The following is a 21,930-nucleotide window of genomic DNA, read 5'->3' as shown; positions in this document are numbered from 1 at the left end:
TCAGAAAGGTGAGGTATTTATGGAGCTTATCAGAATTTCCGCGTTATCAGATAACTACATTTGGCTATTACGGGATAATGCGCACACCTGTGTCATCGTTGACCCCGGCGTCAGTGAGCCGGTACTGAATACACTGCGGGAGCGGGGACTGACCCCTTCAGCCATCCTGCTGACACACCATCATGCGGATCACACCGGCGGCACGGCGGAGATTGTTTCACACTACCCCGGCCTGCCGGTTTACGGCCCCGCCGAAACCCTGCCGAAAGGCGCAAATCACTGCGTGCAGGATAATGATACGATTACCTGCGGCGGGCTGACATTTCAGGTCATGGCGGTGCCGGGACACACACTCGGTCATGTGGCTTATTATTGCGAACCGTATCTGTTTTGCGGCGATACGCTCTTCTCCGGCGGCTGCGGCCGTATTTTTGAGGGCACACCGGCACAGATGTTCCGCTCTGTCAGCCGTCTTGCGGCACTGCCGGATGAAACACTGGTCTGCTGCGCGCATGAATACACACAGTCTAACCTCGCCTTTGCGCGCGCTGTCTGGCCGGAAAACCGTGATATTCAGGCATATCAGCAATATATTGCAGAATTACGTCAGAATCATGAAGCCACACTCCCCGTCACACTGAAAACAGAAAGGAAAATTAATGTTTTTCTTAACTGTGATAATATTGATCTGCAACATAATTTATCATTAAGTAAACATACGGCGGCAGCTGAGGAAACTTTTACCGCTTTACGCGCAAAAAAAGATCAATTTTAGCCGTAATCGTTGTCAGGGCGGAATAACACCAGTATGATTGCAAAACCTACAGACTGAAGAATAATAATGCTGATTCCGCCAATATGAAAATCAACGCTACACTTCTTGCCGCCGCAATTTTGCTGGCGGGGTGTCAGACTGCGCCGCAAAAAACAACTCAAAAGTCTCCTTATCCTTCCGGTAACGGTTTTTTACTGACGACTCAGCAGATGGATGCCGCAAAGATGTCCTCCGTCAGTCCCGAAGAGGATATCTGGGGTTATATCCGTGATGAAATAAAAATGACTATCCCGGACAATGACCGTATCCGCAGCGAAGAACGTTCTTATCTCGCCAAAAAGAGCTATCTCCACGATGTGACACTGCGCGCAGAACCTTACATGTACTGGATCATCGGTAAAATCGATGAACGTAACATGCCGATGGAACTGGTTTTGCTGCCCATAGTGGAGAGTGCTTTTAATCCGCATGCCACCTCACCGGCTCAGGCTGCCGGGTTATGGCAGATTATCCCGAGTACCGGCAAAGCAAACGGGCTGAATCAGAACCAGTGGGTTGATGACCGCCGTGATGTGGCCGCCTCCACCACTGCCGCGCTGGATTTACTGGAACGTCTGAATACGATGTTCGGCGGAGACTGGGCACTGACCCTGGCGGCGTATAACAGCGGTGAAGGCCGTGTGCTGCGCGCGATGGAAGCCAATGCCGCTGCCGGAAAACCTACGGATTACTGGTCATTATCCCTGCCGAAAGAGACCATGGATTATGTCCCGCGTATTTTTGCCCTGAGCAATGTTATCCGCAACAGTGACCGCAACGGCGTGAATTTACCGGTGCCGGATGCAGAACGCGCCCTGGCACGGGTGAATATCGGTCAGCAGATTTCCCTGAATGTCGCGGCACAGCTGCTGGATATGCCGGTTTCCAGACTGAAAGATTACAACCCGAGCCTGAAACGCGGTGTGACCTCGCCGGCCGGCCCTCACTATCTGATGCTGCCGAAAACCAAAGTCGATCAGCTGATGAGCGCGTTATCTGATGACGCGGTACTTGATGATATCCGCACGGCGGTCGCGAAAAACAATCAGCGTACTGAACAGCTGAGTTCACCGGCAGTCCGTGCGCAGGCCGCGAAGTATAAAGTGAAAAGCGGTGATTCGCTCTACGCCATTGCTAACCGCCATAAGATGACCGTCGCTGAACTGAAACAGCTGAACGGACTGAAAAGCGCTGCGGTTCTGAAACCGGGACAGACATTGCAGGTGAAAGGCAGCCCGGTGGTGAAACCATCAAAAGCCGCCGCCAAAAATGCAATGCGTCTGGCGAAGTATAAAGTGCGTCAGGGGGATTCTTACTACAGCATCGCACAGCGTCATGGTGTGACACTGAAAGAGCTGATGTCCTGGAACAGTAAAGTCAAAATGAAGGATTTACATCCCGGCGTTGAATTAACCGTGTATGTTGCGAATAAACGCGGCTGATATCATCTCTCGTATCCGAAGCCCTGCCTGATGCAGGGCTTTTTTATACCTCATAATATCTGTATCTCTCTCCGGTTGTTCTTCTTCTCTTCCGCACTTCTGCGATATCAGTACATCTGCGCCGATATTCTTTGTTGCCGGTATAAAAAAACCCGCTGATCAATCAGCGGGTTTTCTGTGTTGAACTTTGCTTTCGTGTTTATTATCAGCGGTGCCGTTATACCCAGAACAGCCAGGCGAAAGCTGAGATAACGATAATACAGGCGATATTCAGTACCCCGCCGACCCGTACCATCTCGGACTGTTTGATAAACCCGGTACCAAAGACTATCGCGTTCGGCGGTGTCGCCACCGGCAGCATAAAGGCACAGGATGCACCGATACCGATAATCATGGTCAGCGCCATCACCGGCATTCCCAGGCCATCCGCCACACCTGCAAAGATAGGTACCAGCAGCGCGGCACTGGCGGTGTTACTGGTGAACTCCGTCAGTACAATGATAAAGGTGGTGACAGCGATAATAATCACCAGCCAGCTGCTGTTACCAAAGGAGGTTTTCATCCAGTTTGCCATCACTTCACTGGCACCGGAATCTTTCAGGATCATACTCAGTGTCAGGCCACCACCGAACAGGAACAGAACGCCCCACTCGGTGTTGTTCTGAATCTGCGACCAGCTTGCCACTCCGGTAATACCAATCAGCGCAGCGGCACTCAGGGCGATAATGGTATCGAAATCTTTAATTTTACCCAGTAAATCACTCAGCGGCGCACTGCCGATCCAGCAGATAACGGTCAGGCCGAAAATACCGAGTGTCAGCAGACGTTTTGGTGTCCAGCGAACCTGCTCCACTTCAATTTCAAAACGGGCGCCCAGTTTCGGACGTAACATCAGGTACATAATACCGAACATAATCGGCATCAGGATCAGTACCATCGGAATGCCGTATTTCATCCAGGTAAAGAAATCCATTCCCAGCTGGTTTGCAGCAATAATGTTCGGCGGGCTGCCGACCATGGTTCCCAGGCCGCCGATGCTGGCGCTGTACGCCACGCCCAGCAGCATAAACACAAACGTATTACGATCATGACGGATATCGAGGTTGCCGAGGATGCCCAGCACCAGCGGTAACATCATTGCAGCCGTTGCGGTGTTACTGATCCACATGGACAGCGCACCGGTCACACTGAACAGCAGGATCACTGCCGCCCATAAACGGCCACGGGCAATCAGCAGCAGACGGTTGGCAATCAGGCGATCCAACCCCTGAATATGCAGCGCTGTCGCCAGGGCAAACCCGCCGAAAAACAGGAAGATGGTCGGGCTGGCAAACGACTGTAATGCCTTACCGGCCCCCAGTAATCCGAGAAACACAGCCAGAATCGGGATCAGTAACGCCGTCAGCGTGACATGAATCGCCTCAGTCAGCCATAACACCGCGACAAATACCATCAGTGCCAGCCCGGCATTCTCTTTGTCGTTGTAGGGCAGATATTTCAGCAGCAGTATCAGCAGCACAATGTCCAGCGCCAGGATAATAAGTCCTTTTGTGTTAAAAGAACTCAGCCCGGTGGATTGGGTGAGCGTTTCTGAAGCGTCCATGATAATTCCCTCAGTAGAATGAAACAGTATTCACGAAACCGGTTGCTGTCATAGTTTAATAACCGGCACCTTTGCGTGAATGCTAAAAATGTTAAACAATTTATCTTCATGTAAAATATAAAAAGTATTAATGACAAAATACATCACAAATCGTCCGTTTTGCGATCTGGGGCAACAGAATAAGTAAAAAAACTTGTCATAGCATGACAAATGACCAGTTTTAGTCATTGAGGAAACGGATAGGAAGCGGGGAAATATTCGTAAGGTAAGATAACGGCGTCATAAAAAAAGGTGTGTCCGCCGGACACACCTTTTTTAACATTCACAGTAACAATTACTGACCTTTGATCTCTTTGCGGCCGTGGAACGGCGCACGTTCACCCAGCGCTTCTTCGATACGGATCAGCTGGTTGTACTTGGCAACACGGTCAGAACGGCTCATGGAACCGGTTTTGATCTGGCCTGCTGCGGTACCGACTGCCAGGTCGGCAATCGTGGCATCTTCAGTTTCACCGGAACGGTGAGAGATAACGGCTGTGTAACCGGCGTCTTTTGCCATTTTGATCGCAGCCAGTGTTTCGGTCAGTGAACCGATCTGGTTGAATTTAATCAGAATGGAGTTAACGATACCTTTTTCGATACCTTCTTTCAGGATCTTGGTATTGGTCACGAACAGGTCATCACCGACCAGCTGGATTTTGTCGCCCATGACTTTAGTCTGATACGCGAAACCATCCCAGTCAGATTCATCCAGACCATCTTCGATAGAGACGATCGGATACTCTTTGGTCAGCTCTTCCAGGTAGTGCGTGAATTCCTGAGAGGTAAAGGTACGGCCTTCGCCTTTCAGTTCATACATACCGGTTTCTTTGTTGTAGAACTCAGATGCTGCACAGTCCATCGCCAGGGTAACGTCTTTGCCTAACTCGTAGCCTGCTGCTTTAACGGCTTCTTTGATATCAGCCAGCGCTTCCGCGTTAGAACCCAGGTTTGGTGCATAACCACCTTCGTCACCCACCGCTGTATTCATGCCTTTCGCTTTCAGCACTTTTGCCAGGTGATGGAAAATTTCAGAACCCATGCGGACAGCTTCTTTCAGAGAAGGCGCGCCGACAGGCTGGATCATGAATTCCTGGATGTCCACGTTGTTATCAGCGTGCTCACCACCGTTCAGGATGTTCATCATCGGCAGCGGCATAGAGTATTTACCCGGAGTGCCGTTCAGTTCTGCGATGTGTGCGTACAGAGGTAAACCTTTTGATGCCGCAGCGGCTTTGGCGTTTGCCAGAGACACAGCCAGAATCGCGTTTGCACCGAAGTTGGATTTGTTTTCAGTGCCATCCAGGTCGATCATGATCTGGTCAACGTTCGCCTGATCTTTGGCATCCTGACCCAGCAGCGCCTGTGCGATCGGACCATTTACCGCGCCGACTGCCTTCAGAACACCTTTACCCAGGAAACGTGATTTATCACCGTCACGCAGTTCCAGCGCTTCACGGGAACCGGTGGATGCGCCTGACGGAGCCGCCGCCATCCCCACAAAACCGCCTTCCAGGTGTACTTCAGCTTCTACAGTCGGGTTACCGCGGGAGTCGATGATTTCACGGCCGATCACTTTAACGATTTTGGACATTAGGTTTTCCTCAGTACAAGTTAAATTTTCAGATAAGTAACCGGTACTTACGACCGGTCACTCACCTCACATCTTATTTTAGCAGACCTTTCTGGTTATCAGAGGCCGCTTTGACAAAACCTGCAAACAGCGGATGACCATCACGCGGGGTAGAGGTGAACTCCGGATGGAACTGACAGGCCACAAACCACGGATGGTTCGGGTTCTCAATGATTTCCACCAGTTTGTTGTCCACTGAACGGCCCGCAACCAGCAGACCCGCATCTTCAAGACGCTTCAGTAACATGTTGTTCACTTCATAACGATGACGGTGACGTTCAGTAATCGCATCTTTGCCGTACAACCGGCGAACCAGAGAATTGTTCGTCAGGTGGCATAACTGACCGCCGACACGCATTGTACCGCCGAGATCGCTCTCTTCGCTGCGGACTTCAATATTGCCGTCTTCATCGCGCCATTCAGTGATCAGCGCAACGACCGGGTACTTACAATCAGCATCAAATTCCGTGGAGTTCGCATCTGCCATACCGGCCAGGTTACGGGCAAAGTCAATCAGTGCCACCTGCATCCCCAGGCAAATGCCCAGATACGGAATGTTGTTCTCGCGGGCATAGCGGGCGGTCATAATCTTACCTTCCACACCACGGGAACCGAAGCCGCCCGGCACCAGAATCGCATCCAGACCCTGTAACAGTTCTGTACCGCGGGTTTCCACATCCTGAGAATCAATCAGTTTGATGTTCACAGTGACGCGGTTTTTCAGACCGCCGTGCTTCAGTGCTTCGATAACGGATTTATAGGCATCCGGCAGTTCAACATATTTGCCGACCATCCCGATGGTGACTTCACCTGACGGATTGGCTTCCTCATAAATCACCTGCTCCCATTCGGAGAGATCTGCCTCCGGAGCATTAATGCTGAATCGTTTACAGATATAATCATCTAATCCCTGGGATTTCAAGAGGCCGGGGATTTTATAAATGGAATCGACATCTTTCAGACTGATAACCGCTTTCTCAGGAACATTACAGAAAAGCGCGATTTTTGCACGTTCGTTAGCAGGAATCACTCTGTCTGAGCGGCAAATCAGCACATCCGGCTGAATACCGATGGATAATAATTCTTTCACTGAGTGCTGAGTCGGCTTGGTTTTTACTTCACCGGCCGCGGCCAGATACGGAACTAAAGTCAAATGCAGATATAAGGTGTGTTCACGACCGACTTCCGCCGCCATCTGACGGATAGCTTCCAGGAACGGCAGTGATTCGATATCACCGACAGTCCCGCCGACTTCCACCAGCACCACGTCATGACCTTCACCGCCACGGATGATACGGTCTTTGATTTCGTTGGTGATGTGCGGGATAACCTGAATGGTGGCACCGAGATAGTCGCCGCGGCGCTCTTTGCGCAGAACTTCAGAGTAAACACGTCCGGTGGTGAAGTTATTGCGGCGGGTCATTTTGGTGCGGATGAAGCGCTCGTAGTGACCTAAGTCGAGATCAGTTTCAGCGCCGTCGTTGGTGACGAAAACTTCCCCGTGTTGGGTCGGGCTCATGGTTCCCGGATCGACGTTGATGTACGGATCCAGTTTCATCATGGTGACATTGAGTCCACGGGCTTCGAGTATAGCCGCTAAAGAGGCTGCGGCAATGCCTTTACCCAGAGAGGATACGACCCCGCCGGTCACAAAAATATAATTAGTTTTCATGCTGAACCTGAAAGTTTAGGTGTAATAGATGATGGATATAACAGGACGGGAAAATAGTATACCCTAACCTTATTTTGGCGACAAATAATCTCGTCACCTCTTTTCGGTTATCCGTCGCTTCCGGGGCGGTAAAAACCGCCTTTTTACACTAACTAATCAACGTCTTACATTTTATAAAAAACTTTTCATTCTCCGGTAAAATCATTAGCTGAAAGCATTAAGCTCATTCCTCACGGTATTTAACATCCTGCCAACTTTTCTCCATTTCATCAAGCGTTGCTGATTCTATCGTCAGTCCGCGGGCGGCAATATCGCTCTCCACCTGGCGAAAACGGTTCTCAAACTTGCGGCAGGCTTTTTGTAACACCATTTCCGGTTTATGTCCCAGATGACGGGAAAAATTCACCACCGCGAACAGCAAATCACCCAGTTCTTCAGCCACACGCTCATCATTCACCTGCGGCTGATTCACTTCCTCCATCACCTCATCCAGTTCCTCATACACCTTACCGAGCACCGGCGGAAGTGTGTCCCAGTCAAACCCTGCTGACGCACAACGTTTCTGGATTTTATAGGCACGCATCAGGGCGGGCAGTGTTGCCGGGATATCATCCAGCAGGGAATACTGTGATTTTTCAGCACGCTCCGCACTTTTACGCTGCTCCCAGCCGGCAATAGCCGCTTCCGCGCCGATCCCCTGCTCACGGGCAAAAATATGCGGATGGCGGCGGGTCAGCTTATCACTGACGGCGGCGGCGATATCCTCAAAATCAAAACGCCCTTCTTCTTTCGCCATCTGCGCGTAAAACACCACCTGAAATAATAAGTCACCTAACTCACCTTTCAGATCGTCAAAATCTGCCCGCTCAATCGCGTCCAGAACCTCATAGGTCTCTTCCAGGGTGTACGGGGCGATGGTGGCATAAGTTTGTGCTTTGTCCCACGGACAGCCGTTTTCCGGGTCGCGTAACTGCGACATGATCGCCAGCAGGCGTTCAACTGATACAGACATGTGATTAATTCCTGAATATGATTTTCTGCCTTTTACTGAGTGTGACGTTTTGCCTCAATCACATCCGGCAGCTGGTTCAGTTTTGCCAGCACACGGCTGAGGGTCTGGATATTGTAGATTTCCATATCCATATCGATAGTGGCAATCTGCTGTTTTACATCACTGTGGCTGCGCACCCCGAGAACATTCACTTTCTCATTCGCCAGAATGGTGGTGATATCGCGCAGCAGACCGCTGCGGTCATTTGCCACCACCCGCACCACCAGGGAATAGCCGCTGGAGTAACTCGCACTCCAGACCGCTTCCACCAGACGTTCCGGTGCCTGCTCCTGCAATTCCGCCAGCTGTTCGCAATCCGCGCGGTGGATGGAAATCCCCCGGCCTTTGGTGATAAAGCCGACGATATCATCCCCGGGAATCGGCTGACAGCAGCGGGCAATGTGATGCATCAGGTTACCGACGCCTTCAACCACAATGCGACCACTGCTCTGGTGAGCCGGTGCCGGTTTGGCCGGCGGGGCTTTTTCCAGGGTTTTCAGCGCTTCACGATCGGCCTCTTCCGCCGTCGGTTTGTTCAGTTTGCTTTGCAGGAAGTTCGATAACTGGTTGATGCGGATATCACCCACACCAATACCGGCCAGTACTTCATCCAGCGAATGCACGTTATAACGGGCGATCAGCAGTTTTTCGGCTTCTTTCAGGCTGATATCCTGCGCGGCCAGTTCGTTGTCCAGCATCTGCCGCCCGGCGATAATGTTTTTATCACGATCCTGTTTGCGGAACCAGTTATGGATCTTGGCGCGTCCGCGGCTGGTGGTGACATACCCCAGGTTCGGGTTCAGCCAGTCACGGCTAGGGTTCGGCTGCTTCTGGGTGATGACTTCAATCTGATCACCCATCTGCAACTGGTAACTGAACGGCACAATACGACCGCCGATTTTTGCGCCGATACAGCGGTGACCCACGTCACTGTGGATGTGATAAGCAAAGTCCAGCGGCGTGGAGCCGGCCGGTAAATCCACCACATCCCCTTTCGGGGTAAAGACGTAAACGCGATCATCAAACACCTGACTGCGTACTTCATCCAGCATTTCGCCGGAATCAGCCATCTCTTCCTGCCACGCGATCAGTTTACGCAGCCAGGCGATACGGTTCTCGTAACTGCCGGTTTTCCCGCCGCCTGCGGTGCCTTCTTTGTATTTCCAGTGCGCAGCAACGCCGAGTTCCGCATCCTCATGCATCTGCCGGGTGCGGATCTGAATTTCCAGGGTTTTACCCGCCGGACCCAGCACCACAGTATGAATCGACTGATAGCCGTTCGGTTTCGGGTTTGCCACATAGTCATCAAACTCATCCGGCAGATGACGGAAATGGGTATGAACAATCCCGAGCGCGGCGTAGCAGTCCTGAAGGCGCTCCACCACAATCCGCACGGCGCGGACATCAAACAGCTCATCAAAGGAGAGCGATTTTTTCTGCATCTTGCGCCAGATACTGTAGATATGCTTCGGCCTTCCGTAGATCTCGGCCTGAATACCCTCTTCTTTCATGTCGTTGCGCAGGGTCGTGACAAAGTTATCAATATACTCTTCGCGATCAAGACGGCGTTCATGCAGCAGGCTGGCAATGCGTTTATAATCATCAGGGTGCAGATAACGGAAGCAGTAATCCTCCAGCTCCCATTTCAGCTGCCCGATCCCGAGACGGTTCGCCAGCGGGGCATAAATATTGAAACACTCTTTAGCCGCCAGGACGCGTTCGTCCTCACCGGCATCTTTCACTTCGCGCAGATGGGCTATCCGCTCTGCCAGTTTGATCACCACGCAGCGGAAATCTTCCACCATGGAGAGCAGCATACGGCGGATGTTATCCACCTGCACCGAACTGGTTTCGTCGTTATGGGTGGCTTTCAGCTGACGGATAGCATCCATATCCATCACACCTTTGACCAGCAGCCAGATAGCGGGACCAAAGGCTTCGCTTATCTCTTCCTCTCCGAGGACCTCCGCTTCGGCCAGCGGAAAAAGCAACGCTGCGCGCAGACTGTCGAGATCCATACTGAGGGTGGATAAAATTTCCACCATCTCAATACCGCGCCCCAACAGCAGCGCCGCATCCTGATGTCCATCAACCTTCTGATGACAGTAATGCCAGACCTCTTCCAGTTTTTCACCCGTCACCGGGTTATGCAGCCCGAGGCTGTTAATCCAGTGTGCCGGGTCAAACTCACCGGCCGGTGTTAAATGCGCACTTCTTACCGCGACCATACATTCTCCCTACTGACTGACCGGTGGTGTCTTTGTGAAAAGCACCATCGACTCCAAATGGCCGGTTTGCGGAAACATATCCAGCATGCGGACAGCATTCCGGTGATACCCGGCACCATGCAGAACCTGACTATCCCTTGCGAGTGTTGTGGGATTACAGGAAACATAAACGATGCGCTCAGGGGAAAGCGCAACAATATGCGGCATAATCTCAGCCGCCCCGGCACGTGCCGGATCCAGTAAAACTTTGTTAAACCCGGAAGCCGCCCACGGCTCCCCGGTAATATCCTGCGACAAATCCGCGTGATAAAATGCGGCATTTGCCAGATTATTGAGACGGGCATTCTCCCGCGCCGTGCGGACCAGCGCGTCCACGCCTTCCACCCCGACAACCTCACCGGCGCGTTCCGCCACCGGCAGCGTAAAATTACCCATCCCGCAGAAGAGATCTAACACGCGATCGTGTTTTGTCAGCTCCAACCAGTTCAGCGCCTGTGCCACCATCAGCTCATTCAGGGCACCGTTCACCTGGATAAAATCCTGCGGGCTGAACTGTAATGTTAACCCGGCTACCGCGTAATGCGGAGGATAAGGCGCACAAACTGCCACAGGCGCTGTACCGGCACTGCCCTGCAGATAAAGCGCGGTATTGTGTTCAGCACAAAACGCCGTCAGTGCGGATAAATCCCCATCACTGAGCGGCGCCAGATGACGCAGCACCAGCAGCGGGCCGCTTTCGGTATCCGCCAGTTCCGCATGACCGAGTGCCGGTGCGGCGGCCAGAGACGACAGACAGCGCTGTAAGGGTACCAGCAATGCCTCCAGACGAGGAACCAGCACCGGACACTGTGTGACAGCGACTGTTGATTTGCTCTGCACCTGACGGAATCCCATAGTCAGCTGTTTTGTTTTCGGGAAATACACCAGCGCCAGCCGCGCCCGGCGGCGGTAGCCGTACTCTTCCCCGCTCAGAACAGGAACCTCCCCGCACACCTCACCCGTTTCGCGGGTCAGCAGATACGCGAGATACGCCGCTTTGGTTTCCCGCTGCATGGCAACCGGAATATGCTGCTGCTGGCAGCCGCCGCACTGCCCGAAATGACGGCAGGCCGGTTTGCGGCGTGCCGGGTTATCAGACAGGCGTTTCACCACGCTGCCTTTGGCATAGTGGCGCTTTTCTTCCGTCAGCCTGACCTGTGCGGACTCACCCGGCATCAGATCCGGGATAAAAACAGTTTTTCCCTGAAGGCGGGCAATGCCCTGCCCGAGAGCATCGAGAGAGTCAGCGGTGACGGTGACAGTCCGGGACTGCCGCGGGGTCTGACGGGGCTGAGAATAAAATTGCGCCATAATGATAAAAAACGTTGTCTGTGAGGCCGGTGATTTTCCCATAAAGCAGCGTATTGACCAACGGATTCTTCGGGTACACTGCAAATAATACGTCATGAACCGGTAAAAAATGCGTGGCGCTGATTATATCATACTGCCGGATAGTGCCTCAGCACTATTTGTTAAAAGGATAAATGATATTTATCGTTACACATCAATGCTGCCGGTTTCATTATTTATAATGCCTGATACCGCACCACCCGCTGAATAATACGCAATATCAGCCGCTGATAAATAATAAATTTACATGAACTTACCGGTGCTGATTTTTTTGGCACAAAAAAAACCGTTATTTAAAAAATAACGGTTTCAGGCCGGTAACAATAAAAATCTATCCTGATATAACAATGTTACGCATTCAGATCCGGCCACAACCCGCCGAAATGCATTAACTCCCCGCTGACCAGAAAACGGGCGATCATGTCATCCGCAGGCGTGATTCTGTTTGCCAGCCGTTCGCTGAGTAACTGCAGCCGCCCCGCCTCATTCAGCAGGCCATGCTGCTCCAGCGCGCGCCGGGCCGCGTTCAGCAGTGTCTCAATCACGGTGGAAACGGTCAGGTCAGCAAACGGTTCACGGGCAATGGCATTAAAGCGGGCGTCCGGCTGCACACCGTAATTAAAGGCGATGGTATCATCCAGCACCAGCCCGAGGATCCACGCGCAGAATGCACCCAACAGCGCCGGGTCCGGAACCGCATCGAAGGCTTTGAATTCAATCCGCCCGTGCTCCCCTCCGTTACGTGCCGGATAAATAAAGTCATGCGGATACACTGCCGGGTTGGTCAGAAACCCTTTACAGGCCGGACGGTGACAACTGCGCAGTGCGGTACGGCGGGATAAACCGCCCCATAACTGCCCGTTTTCCAGCGGGCCGTTCAGAGAGAGCGCCACCAGATACGGCGCGAAAAAGGTCAGTTTTTCAACCGCATGCACGACACGGGTATCACTCATTTCCGGTACGGAAACATTGATATCCGGCCCGCAGGTCTGCATCACCAGATCCGCGTGGCGGAAAGCGGCATGCTCCTCACGAAATACTTTTTCCCACGCATTCAGCGGCGGATTAAACTGATAACGCGGCGAAACCGGATGATAAGCACTGATTGCCAGCCCCAGCCCGCACGCTTTCAGGCGCTCACTCAGCTGCACTTCAATGGTCTGCAGAGAATCCAGCGCCGCCGTCACCGAGTCTGCCGGTGGCGTGCGGATTTCAATCCCTTTGATAACCTGGCCGGTGAGCTGACCTTCCGGCGAAAAACGCTCGTCGCCCTCAACATACCAGTAACCGGCTTTGATACCCGCATCCCCTTTATGCAGCGAGGCGTCATCCATCCCCGGGCGGTTATTCAGTGCAGGTGCCAGCTCTGACAGGGTAATATTATCAAAGGATCGAATACCGGCGGCACTTTTATTCCGGTACTGTGTCAGCCAATATTCAAATTCAATCCCGACCCGATACTCTTTTTGCATACGTGATGTAATCCCGGTTAATACTTTTAGTGCAACGGTATAGCCCTGAAATGCATTCAGGCTGCGACAATATAATGTACAGATCCGCTACCGAATACAGTGAATCTATTTCAGCAACACCTGCGGATTAATCGTAGCAACAATTCCGGTAATATTGAACCGGAATTGTCAGGTCATTTGTGCGAAAGGGCTGCCATTAATCAGCAGGTTACTGACAAACGGAAAAACGCCGGTATTCTTCGTAAGCGTAGTGATCGGTCATACCGCTGATATAATCCTGAATCAGCCTGGCGCGGTAATAAAATTCCAGGATGCTCTGCTCTTCCGGCGGTTTATCTGCCAGTGCGGCAACGGCTTCCCCGTAGGCCGCCCGCTGCTTGCGTGACAGCTTATGTAACAGCCGCGTTTCGATAAAATAGTGTTTGTGGAAGTTTTCACGGACCAGATCGGCGAAATCCGCCTGCGGCATCATTAACAGTGGCCGGTAAAAATCCAGCAGGCCGTTGATGATTCGGAATCCCTGCAATTCCAGTTCTTCCACTTCGTGATGGGTAAACACATACTTAAACGCGACCCGTTTCAGGGTCTTCAGCAAGCGGTGCTCTTCACTTTTATCTTCCAGCAGCGCCTGATTGTAAGTGCCCGCAAACACTGCAGGCAGGTGATCAATAAAGCGTTGCGCAGTGTACGGCACCAGTTTATTGGTGATATAAACCCGCAGATACATAAAAAACTGATCCTGCGGGCTGCGGTGATGACTGCGGTTAAGCGACTGATAAGCCCGTTCCACCGTATCCCGGAACAGAGGGGAATCCGCTGAGCCTTCCAGAGCCTGCCACTCCTGACGCAGATACGTCACCAGCGTATCCGGGGTCAGAATACCTTTCTCCACCGCATCATCCAGATCAGCAATGCAATACGAAATATCATCCGCCGCTTCCATAATATAACTGAGCGGGAAACGGCAGAATTCACCGAGCTGTAATTCATCACGCAGCCGCTGAATCAGCGTATTTTCAGACCAGTAATAACCCGGTTTCTTGGTGAGATAATCAAATTCCGCCGGCACCGGATCCAGCTGCCAGGCGGGACGGGTATATTTCAGCACACTGCCTATCTGGGCAAATGTCAGATTCAGTTTCAGCAGATGGTGTGCCATCCGCATTCCCTGGGCATTGCCCTCAAACTGACACAAATCCCGGCGCAGCTGACGGCGCAGATGATCTGCCTGCGGCGAACCGGTCAGGCGCAGTGCGGCAATCTGACAATTATCCTCATCTCCGGTCTGCGGCTCGCCCAGCAGGTTACTGAACCATTTCTGAATTGCCGCCTCGCCAAAATGCCCGAACGGCGGATTGCCGATATCATGCATCAGACACGCCATTTCAACCACACTTTCAAACGCATCCGTACGCTCATCCAGGCCGTATTCTTCCAGTTTTTGTGCTTGTTTCAGCTGACTGAGGATCGTTTTGGCGATATAACGCCCGACCTGCTGCACTTCCAGGGAGTGTGTGAGACGGCTGCGGACGGCGGAATTCTGCTCCAGCGGAAAGACCTGGGTTTTCTGTTGCAGACGACGGACAGCGGCAGAATTGATAATACGGCCGCGATCACTTTCAAATGCCTGATTCACCAGAAACTCTTGTGCGGATCCCGCCGCAGAAGCACCAAACTGGCGGTGAAAATTCAGCTTCTTTTTAAAATCAATAACCGGCACGTCGCCTCCGTCTTCTTATCCGCACGGGAAAAGACACCACCCGCCGGGATTCGGTGATAAACTGTTGCTAATCCGTTATTATGCAGTTCAATTTCTATTCAGGGAGTATGACATAATGAAAGTCGGTATCATAGGTGCGATGGAGCAGGAAGTAACCCTGCTGCGTGATCAGATTACCAACATGCAGACCCTCCGCCACGGCGGCTGCGAAATCTATACCGGTCAGATTAACGGTGTTGATGTTGCACTGCTCAAATCCGGTATCGGCAAAGTGGCGGCAGCGATCGGTACCACCCTGCTGCTGGAACTGTGCAAGCCGGACGTGGTGATTAATACCGGTTCTGCCGGTGGCCTCGCGCCGCACCTGAATGTCGGCGATATCGTTGTCTCCTCGGAAGTCCGTTATCACGATGCGGATGTCACGGCCTTCGGTTATGAGCCGGGCCAGATGGCACAATGCCCGCCGGCCTTTATCGCCGATGCCGGTCTTATCGCACTGACTGAAAAATGTATTCAGACCCTCGGCCTGAACGCGGTGCGCGGCCTGATTTGCAGCGGTGATGCCTTTATCAACGGCGCAGAGCCGCTGGCGCGTATCCGTGCCGCCTTCCCGTCAGTCGTGGCAGTGGAAATGGAATGTGCGGCTGTCGGCCACGTCTGCCATCAGTATCAGGTACCGTTTGTGGTGGTTCGTGCAATTTCTGATGTGGCAGATAAAGCCTCGCATCTCAGTTTTGATGAGTTTCTGCCGCTGGCAGCAAAGCAGTCGTCTCTGATGGTGGCGGAAATCCTCGCCAATATTGATTCACTGAAATGATCAGACGATCATTGCGCTTCGCCGGTCTGCTGTTTCTGCTGGCATCCGCCGGAGCACAGGCAGCGGCACAGCGGGTGATCGCCCTCTCCCCGTCACTGGCGGAGATGGCGTATGCCGCCGGTCTGGGGGATAACCTGGTCGGTGTCAGTGCCAACGCGGATTACCCGCCGGAAGCGAAAAACATCGAGCAGGTGTCCAGCTGGCAGGGACTGAACCTTGAGCGCATTATTGCCCTGAAACCGGATCTGATCATGGCCTGGCGCGGCGGCAACCCGCAGCGCCCGCTGAGTCAGCTGGAACATCTCGGGATCAACGTCGAGTATTTTGATCCGCGCAACCTTGATGAGATTGCGGATGATCTGGATCGCCTCGCGCCCTACAGCCCGCAACCGGCACTGGCGGAAAAAACGGCTGCCGATATGCGCAGCGGGATTGACGCCCTGAAAAACCGCTACGGCGATAAACCGGAAAAACGGATTTTTCTCCAGTTCGGCCAGAACCCGATTTTCACCGCGTCCGGCACCACCCTGCAAAGTGAAGTGGTGACACTGTGCCGCGGTAAAAACGTGTTTGCCGACAGCCCGGTGCCCTGGCCGCAGGTTAACCGCGAGCAGGTACTGACCCGCAGACCGGACATGATCCTTATCTCCGGGGATAACCGCGAAGTGGAGAATGTAAAGCGCTTCTGGTCTCCGCAGCTTGATGTGCCGGTGATTACAATTAATGCCGACTGGTTCCAGCGCGGTACCCCCCGGCTGTTAAAGGCGGCGGAAGAATTGTGTGAGAAAATAAATAACACCTGATATGAATATATCATGTTAATAATATGCCGCTTATTATGCGGTATATTCTCTTTTTTATTTTATTATATTTAATTCAGCTTTCTTTTGTCATTATTACTTATTCTTTCAGCGACTATTCTTATTCCGTAAACCCAAGAAGATTCCGATACCCGTCAGCGCCGGAGCAGGCGACAATGCCACAGACTGAATAAAGAAATGGACTGTAACGATGATTAAATACCTCAAAGGTGATTTACTGAGATCTGACGCTCAGGCGTTGGTCAATGCCGTTAATTGTCAGGGCATTATGGGAAAAGGAATTGCCTATCAGTTCAAACTGGATTATCCGGTAAATGCACGCGCCTATGAAGCCTTATGCAAAGAAAATAAAATAAGTGCCGGTCAGTTATCAGTAACGGATGAACGCGGCCGCATTATTATTAACTTCCCGACCCGGAATCAACCGGATTCCCCTTCCGGTTATGAATTTATCGAAAATGGTCTGCGCGAACTGAAAGCTCTGATTAAAAAGCAGGGACTGAAATCCGTGGCTATTCCGGCACTCGGCTGCGGCAGCGGCGGGCTGGAGTGGCGTCAGGTGGATAATCTGATCCAGACACATCTCGGTGAATTAACGGATACCGACATCATAATCTATCCGCCGGTCAAATATATTGATGACAGCATCAGCCCGCATCATGTGCTGGTCTGGTGGATTGATAACTGCCTGCTGATCCCGTCACGCTACAATCTTTATATTGCCCTGTATATTTTGCAGCGCCTGAACGGCATGACACTGTTTACATTCAGCGGCACCATCAGCAGGCTCTATTCCGATGATGTTGATCGCTATGTGAATGATCTGCGTGACCGGATTGCGCATTACGGTCTTGATTTTAATACCGTGATCGATGTGCAGATTAAGCTAAACCGTGAACACCCGGAAAACCCGCTGCCGGTCTTCGATCACTATCTCAACCGGGTCATGGGATCACTGAATCCGCTGACCTACAGTGATCAGTCTTTGCTGCTGGCAATGATGATTGACGGATTATTGCAGGGTAAGGGGATCAAAGAGATCACCACCATTCTGCGTGAGCGCTATCAGGCGCGGGATATTGATTTTGTGTTGTTCCAGGCGAAAAACGGCGGCCTGCTGAAAGACAATATCTTAGGGGATGTCATTCTGACCCGCTGATAAAAAAATCCGGACGTGAAAGCGTCCGGATTTTTGTTTCGTACAACGCATTACGCGCCGAGTGAAAAGAACACCACACGCCCGACCGCTTCACCGGCAAATACACAGATGACCGCCAGAGCCATCATCAGTGTGCCGTGAGTGACCTGTGCATTTTTCTGACACAGCAGACGACCGGCAAAAAACATCCCCAGCCCGATCAGCACCACACGGATGATATTCAGGTTCAGCAGCCCTTCCGGCATAACACGCGGCGTCATCCCGGCGTAGATTGGCCCACCAATATTTCCGAGCAGTGATAATGCGCTCAGCAGCATCAGCAGCAGTCCGGTCACACCGGCGGCGAGGGAAATCTTCACCACACGCTGAATCAGCACATCCTCACGGGCAAAGCCCAGTGCCGTCACCAGCAGCAGACCGGCGATCATCCCGCCGGTCAGCAGCACTGTGCCGAAGAATCCGGCATAGGTAAACAGCCCGCCCCACAGGTTAAACAAGGTGTTCGCATACAGTGCGGACATGGCATACATATACACCAGCCCTGCCGCCGCACTTAACAGCAGCAGGAAGCCGTTCACCTTCTGTTTTAACAGCAGCAGCGCGACACTGAAGAACAGCAGCGCCATATAAATGGCGGTCGCCCAGACTTCACGGCTCATCCATGACGTCGAGACGTGCAGCATGGTGTAAAACATATGGAACGGATTCCCCATATGGAACAGGGAGCCGAGTAATCCGGCACAGCCCAGCAGGAAAGAAGCAACCAGCGGAACACGCACCCATTTCATCGCAGTGCGGGCATCCGTACAGCCGAACAGACGGAAATAACAAAGTAACGTGATCACCAGACAGCCGACCGAAGCCTGCATAAATAAGGTGAATATAACAAGAGGCAGTTCATGCATGATCATTCTCCTTATCCTTTGGTGCCGACAACCAGGTTCGGCCGGGTAATGGATGAGCTCGGCAGACCGCCGATATCGGCATTGGTGCCGTATTTTTTGCGCAGTTCGCTGATCAGGCCGAACTCAATGGCGCGCATCGGACAGGAATCCACACACATCGGATTGCCGCCCTGCTCCCGCAGATCCAGACAGGTATCACACTTGGTCATCATGCCGATCGCCGGATCAAACTGCGGTGCTTCATACGGACAGGCCCAGGTACAGTAACGGCAGCCCACACACTTATCATGATCCACCAGCACCACCCCGTCCTCTTCCCGCTTATGCATCGCGGTTGTCGGGCAATGGCTGACGCACTGCGGATCGTCACAATGGTTGCAGGCAATGGAGAGGTGCCAGCGGCGCGGGCGAGGATATTCCCCGGCCTCGATATCATACACCCGGCGGAAATTACGCCCGACCTCGAGATCGTTCTTATCCTTGCACGCCACAACACAGGTTTTGCACCCGATGCAGGCGGCGACATTTATATAAAATCCAACTTGGTTATCCATGTCTGTGCCCCTTATCCGATAATCCGCTGCGGCAGACGCGCATCGTCAGTTAATTGCTCACCGTGCCATTTTTCGATATTACACAGCATCGTGTTCCACCCGGAGGTGCCCAGTCCGGTCGGTACCTGAATGGTCAGGGTGTTATCCGCCCCGGCCATATCAATCCCGGTGGTTTCATCCACATTGGTCCAGCTGCCGTGCGGCAGTGCAACCACCCCCGGTTTCATGGTCTGGGTCACCAGTGCCGGACGCAGAATTTTGCCCTGCGGGCTGGTCACAAGGACGGTTTCGCCCTGTTTAATATCCAGACGTCTGGCATCGGAGGCATTAATGTAGATCGGGCTCGGCCACTGCTCGCGCAGCCACGGCACGTTATCAAGGGTACTGTGTGAACGACGCAGATAGTGCGGGTTATAAACCTGGAACGGATAATCCCCTTTCTCTTTTTTGCTGAAATCTTTAAAGCTGGCTTCATAACCACTGGCTGACGGGATGTATTCGGCAATCGGCGGTAATTCTGTCCAGCCGCACTCTTTCGCTTTCTCCACCAGGGTTTCGCAGTAGATTTCAAACTTACCGCTCGGCGTCGGGCGCGGATTCGCCGCCGGATCGCGGATAAAGTCCTCATACGCGATATAACCGTAATTATCATCCGGGGTGCGCTCCACCTGATACTTCCCTTTGGTCAGGAATTCATTCAGGGTGATGCGCCCTTCCTGCGGCGTACCGGTTACCTGCCACTCATCAATATCTGCCTGAGTGATGGTAAACAGCGGCGCTTTGGTGACACCATCCTCAGTAATAATGGTTGCACCGTTGAGTTTATTGAAGAACTGCTGTTTTTCGGAGATCGGGAAGATCTCATCCACATTGACACCCAGGCGTTTACCCAGCTCTTTGGCGATCCACTGGTCGCTTTTCGCTTCATACAGCGGCTGAGTCACATTCACCGCAGCAATGATAACCTCACGGTTACTCGGGTTAAGAATGGTCCCCTCACGCTCCCACTCAGTTGTTACCGGCAGGATCACATCGGAATATTTTGCACAGGTATGCGGGACATACGCTGCGGTTGCAATAAATTCCACGCCGCTGCGGTAAGCCTCGATTCCCTTCATAATGTTGGCGCGGGTTTGTAAGGTGGCGTTAAACGGATGAAAAATCATCTGAATATTGGCATCCACATCCCCGACGCCGCGCTGACGGAATTTTTTCTCCAGCAGGGCGCGGTTCAGTTCGTTGTGGTTGATTTTCAGAGTGACCGGGTTTTTCACCGCCGGTAAGCCGTTCGCCCCGGCCATCACCAGACGGGTACCGTTGTTCCCGGCAGCATAGTGACAACACGCGCCGGTCATGCGGCCCGGGCGGCCCATGTGTCCGGTCATAAACCCGAGTGTTGAGAATGCCTGAACCCATCCCTCACCGTTATGAATACGTGCCGGTGCCCAGCCGGTTAACAGCGCCACGCGCTGTGTGCCGCCGATCTGACGCGCCAGTGAGCGGATGTCCGATGCGGAAATACCGCAGATATCCGCCGCCCATTCCGGCGTGGTTGGCTTGCCGGTGTAGGTGCCGAGCAGATAATCCTTAAAGTTTTTCTTCGGATCCGCCCCTGACGGCATATTGCTCTCATCAAAACCGACGGTGCAGCGGCGCAGGAATTCCCAGTCGATCAGCGGATTTTCCGGGCTGTCCATCTCCAGCAGCGCATGCATGATCCCCAGAGCAAGCGCGTGGTCTGTCCCCGGGTTGATCGGATACCAGTCCGCATCCATCAGCTCTGCGGTGGCGGTATAGCTCGGGTCGATACTGATAAAACGCGCCCCGGCTTTTTTCGCCTGATAATAGTTATAAGTCGGGCTGCCCGGGCTGGACCACGCCGGGTTCGCGCCCCACATCACAATCAGCTGTGAGTTGCGCATATCAAAACGGTCATTGGTGCCGAAGGTGTAGAATCCCTCCAGCAGCCCCAGATGGGCCGGGGTTTCAAACCATGCGCCCCAGGAGGTGGTGCCCCAGTCGCCTGTAAAACCCCCGGCGGCGGAGAACACACTCTGGAAATCTGTGCCGTTACCGCCGGTGACCCAGAGGGATTCATTGCCGTATTGTCCGGTGATGCGCTTGGTTTCGGAGGCCACAATATCCAGTGCCTCATCCCAGCTGATACGCACCCATTGGTCACGTCCGCGCAGCGTTTTGTCCCCGCCGCCCGGTGCCCAGTTTTTGCGTTTCATCGGGTATTTCAGGCGATCGGCTCCGAACACCTGTTTGCGCTGGGAACGACCGCGCAGACACCCGCGCTGCTGCGGGAAGTCAGGGGAATCCGCCACCACATCATCGGTTTTTTGTCTGACCACCACACCATCGGCCACCAGTGCTTTGTTAACACAGCGCCCGCCGCAGTTATGCCAGCAGGCGACAGGTTTCCACTGCCCTTTCGCGGCAGTCGCTGCCGCCGGAGTGGTTTGTGCCGGTGCCGGGGTGGCCGCGTGAAGTTGTCTGCTTAACGGCAGTGCCGCCATGGCGGATGCCGCCGACGTCCATTTCAGAAATGAACGGCGGGTTACGCCGGTTTTCTGTCTGTCTGACATTGCTCTTACCTCATCATCAG

16 protein-coding genes are annotated in these 21,930 nt (G+C 52.9%); 5 read left to right on the top strand and 11 right to left on the bottom strand.

Annotated elements, in window-relative coordinates:
* The first annotated feature begins 19 nt into the window (after positions 1 to 19).
* Positions 20 to 775: a hydroxyacylglutathione hydrolase gene (gene gloB / locus N7387_RS11795; protein ID WP_262858936.1), complete on the top strand. Its 756-nt coding sequence runs from the start codon at positions 20 to 22 to the stop codon at positions 773 to 775.
* Between the two features lie 83 nt (positions 776 to 858).
* Positions 859 to 2,256 (top strand): murein transglycosylase D, encoded by a 1,398-nt coding sequence (gene mltD, locus N7387_RS11790; RefSeq protein ID WP_279799128.1) that lies wholly within the window; start codon positions 859 to 861, stop codon positions 2,254 to 2,256.
* A gap of 217 nt (positions 2,257 to 2,473) precedes the next feature.
* Here mltD and N7387_RS11785 read toward each other — a convergent pair whose 3' ends face one another.
* From N7387_RS11785 to dgt, 8 genes are all read right to left on the bottom strand, one after another.
* Positions 2,474 to 3,859 carry a DASS family sodium-coupled anion symporter gene (locus N7387_RS11785; protein WP_279799126.1) on the bottom strand — a complete coding sequence of 462 codons (1,386 nt, stop codon included), beginning with the start codon at positions 3,857 to 3,859 and terminating at the stop codon, positions 2,474 to 2,476.
* A gap of 334 nt (positions 3,860 to 4,193) precedes the next feature.
* The gene (gene eno / locus N7387_RS11780) at positions 4,194 to 5,492 is read right to left on the bottom strand and encodes a phosphopyruvate hydratase (RefSeq protein WP_279799124.1); all 1,299 of its coding nucleotides are present in this window, start codon (positions 5,490 to 5,492) and stop codon (positions 4,194 to 4,196) included.
* Between the two features lie 73 nt (positions 5,493 to 5,565).
* Entirely contained in the window at positions 5,566 to 7,203 is a 1,638-nt protein-coding gene (pyrG, locus tag N7387_RS11775) for a CTP synthase (glutamine hydrolyzing) (protein ID WP_072871922.1), read from the bottom strand.
* A 223-nt stretch (positions 7,204 to 7,426) separates the two neighbouring features.
* Complete coding sequence (gene mazG, locus N7387_RS11770; RefSeq protein ID WP_279799122.1) at positions 7,427 to 8,215, bottom strand: nucleoside triphosphate pyrophosphohydrolase; 789 nt, start codon at positions 8,213 to 8,215, stop codon at positions 7,427 to 7,429.
* A gap of 32 nt (positions 8,216 to 8,247) precedes the next feature.
* Entirely contained in the window at positions 8,248 to 10,482 is a 2,235-nt protein-coding gene (relA, locus tag N7387_RS11765) for a GTP diphosphokinase (RefSeq protein ID WP_262883072.1), read from the bottom strand.
* A gap of 9 nt (positions 10,483 to 10,491) precedes the next feature.
* Entirely contained in the window at positions 10,492 to 11,874 is a 1,383-nt protein-coding gene (gene rlmD / locus N7387_RS11760) for a 23S rRNA (uracil(1939)-C(5))-methyltransferase RlmD (protein WP_279799121.1), read from the bottom strand.
* Between the two features lie 347 nt (positions 11,875 to 12,221).
* Positions 12,222 to 13,343, bottom strand: a complete 1,122-nt coding sequence (locus N7387_RS11755; protein WP_279799118.1) for a glutamate-cysteine ligase family protein — start codon at positions 13,341 to 13,343, stop codon at positions 12,222 to 12,224.
* A gap of 208 nt (positions 13,344 to 13,551) precedes the next feature.
* Positions 13,552 to 15,063: a dGTPase gene (gene dgt / locus N7387_RS11750; RefSeq protein WP_279799116.1), complete on the bottom strand. Its 1,512-nt coding sequence runs from the start codon at positions 15,061 to 15,063 to the stop codon at positions 13,552 to 13,554.
* A gap of 115 nt (positions 15,064 to 15,178) precedes the next feature.
* On the opposite strand from dgt, the gene mtnN reads away from it, so the two are divergent.
* The 3 genes from mtnN to N7387_RS11735 all read left to right on the top strand — a co-directional run bounded on the left by mtnN (position 15,179) and on the right by N7387_RS11735 (position 17,860).
* Positions 15,179 to 15,880 (top strand): 5'-methylthioadenosine/S-adenosylhomocysteine nucleosidase, encoded by a 702-nt coding sequence (gene mtnN / locus N7387_RS11745; RefSeq protein WP_279799114.1) that lies wholly within the window; start codon positions 15,179 to 15,181, stop codon positions 15,878 to 15,880.
* Positions 15,877 to 16,683 (top strand): vitamin B12 ABC transporter substrate-binding protein BtuF, encoded by an 807-nt coding sequence (btuF, locus tag N7387_RS11740; protein WP_279799112.1) that lies wholly within the window; start codon positions 15,877 to 15,879, stop codon positions 16,681 to 16,683. The genes mtnN and btuF overlap by 4 nt, the downstream gene beginning before the upstream one ends.
* A 208-nt stretch (positions 16,684 to 16,891) precedes the next feature.
* Complete coding sequence (locus N7387_RS11735) at positions 16,892 to 17,860, top strand: macro domain-containing protein (RefSeq protein ID WP_274370211.1); 969 nt, start codon at positions 16,892 to 16,894, stop codon at positions 17,858 to 17,860.
* A 50-nt stretch (positions 17,861 to 17,910) separates the two neighbouring features.
* On the opposite strand, the gene N7387_RS11730 is transcribed toward N7387_RS11735, so the two are convergent.
* Genes N7387_RS11730 through N7387_RS11720 form a run of 3 tightly spaced genes read right to left on the bottom strand, consistent with a single transcriptional unit; the run spans position 17,911 to position 21,910 of the window.
* Positions 17,911 to 18,765: a DmsC/YnfH family molybdoenzyme membrane anchor subunit gene (locus tag N7387_RS11730; RefSeq protein WP_279799109.1), complete on the bottom strand. Its 855-nt coding sequence runs from the start codon at positions 18,763 to 18,765 to the stop codon at positions 17,911 to 17,913.
* Positions 18,766 to 18,776: 11 nt separating this feature from the next.
* The gene (locus N7387_RS11725) at positions 18,777 to 19,319 is read right to left on the bottom strand and encodes a DMSO/selenate family reductase complex B subunit (RefSeq protein ID WP_004235968.1); all 543 of its coding nucleotides are present in this window, start codon (positions 19,317 to 19,319) and stop codon (positions 18,777 to 18,779) included.
* Between the two features lie 11 nt (positions 19,320 to 19,330).
* The gene (locus tag N7387_RS11720) at positions 19,331 to 21,910 is read right to left on the bottom strand and encodes a molybdopterin-dependent oxidoreductase (protein ID WP_279799107.1); all 2,580 of its coding nucleotides are present in this window, start codon (positions 21,908 to 21,910) and stop codon (positions 19,331 to 19,333) included.
* Positions 21,911 to 21,930: the final 20 nt, after the last annotated feature.

The organism is Morganella sp. GD04133 (assembly GCF_029835375.1).
GTDB lineage: Bacteria > Pseudomonadota > Gammaproteobacteria > Enterobacterales > Enterobacteriaceae > Morganella > Morganella morganii_B.
This window is presented reverse-complemented; position numbering and strand designations above follow the sequence as displayed.

Bases quoted from the DNA above. Each gene is read 5' to 3' on its own strand.
- N7387_RS11725 (WP_004235968.1), bottom strand. From the start codon at position 19,319: ATGGATAACCAAGTTGGATTTTATATAAATGTCGCCGCCTGCATCGGG.
- N7387_RS11755 (WP_279799118.1), bottom strand. From the start codon at position 13,343: ATGCAAAAAGAGTATCGGGTCGGGATTGAATTTGAATATTGGCTGACA.
- eno (WP_279799124.1), bottom strand. From the start codon at position 5,492: ATGTCCAAAATCGTTAAAGTGATCGGCCGTGAAATCATCGACTCCCGC.
- N7387_RS11735 (WP_274370211.1), top strand. From the start codon at position 16,892: ATGATTAAATACCTCAAAGGTGATTTACTGAGATCTGACGCTCAGGCG.
- N7387_RS11785 (WP_279799126.1), bottom strand. From the start codon at position 3,859: ATGGACGCTTCAGAAACGCTCACCCAATCCACCGGGCTGAGTTCTTTT.
- mtnN (WP_279799114.1), top strand. From the start codon at position 15,179: ATGAAAGTCGGTATCATAGGTGCGATGGAGCAGGAAGTAACCCTGCTG.
- N7387_RS11730 (WP_279799109.1), bottom strand. From the start codon at position 18,765: ATGCATGAACTGCCTCTTGTTATATTCACCTTATTTATGCAGGCTTCG.
- N7387_RS11720 (WP_279799107.1), bottom strand. From the start codon at position 21,910: ATGTCAGACAGACAGAAAACCGGCGTAACCCGCCGTTCATTTCTGAAA.
- mazG (WP_279799122.1), bottom strand. From the start codon at position 8,215: ATGTCTGTATCAGTTGAACGCCTGCTGGCGATCATGTCGCAGTTACGC.
- btuF (WP_279799112.1), top strand. From the start codon at position 15,877: ATGATCAGACGATCATTGCGCTTCGCCGGTCTGCTGTTTCTGCTGGCA.
- rlmD (WP_279799121.1), bottom strand. From the start codon at position 11,874: ATGGGAAAATCACCGGCCTCACAGACAACGTTTTTTATCATTATGGCG.
- mltD (WP_279799128.1), top strand. From the start codon at position 859: ATGAAAATCAACGCTACACTTCTTGCCGCCGCAATTTTGCTGGCGGGG.
- pyrG (WP_072871922.1), bottom strand. From the start codon at position 7,203: ATGAAAACTAATTATATTTTTGTGACCGGCGGGGTCGTATCCTCTCTG.
- relA (WP_262883072.1), bottom strand. From the start codon at position 10,482: ATGGTCGCGGTAAGAAGTGCGCATTTAACACCGGCCGGTGAGTTTGAC.
- gloB (WP_262858936.1), top strand. From the start codon at position 20: ATGGAGCTTATCAGAATTTCCGCGTTATCAGATAACTACATTTGGCTA.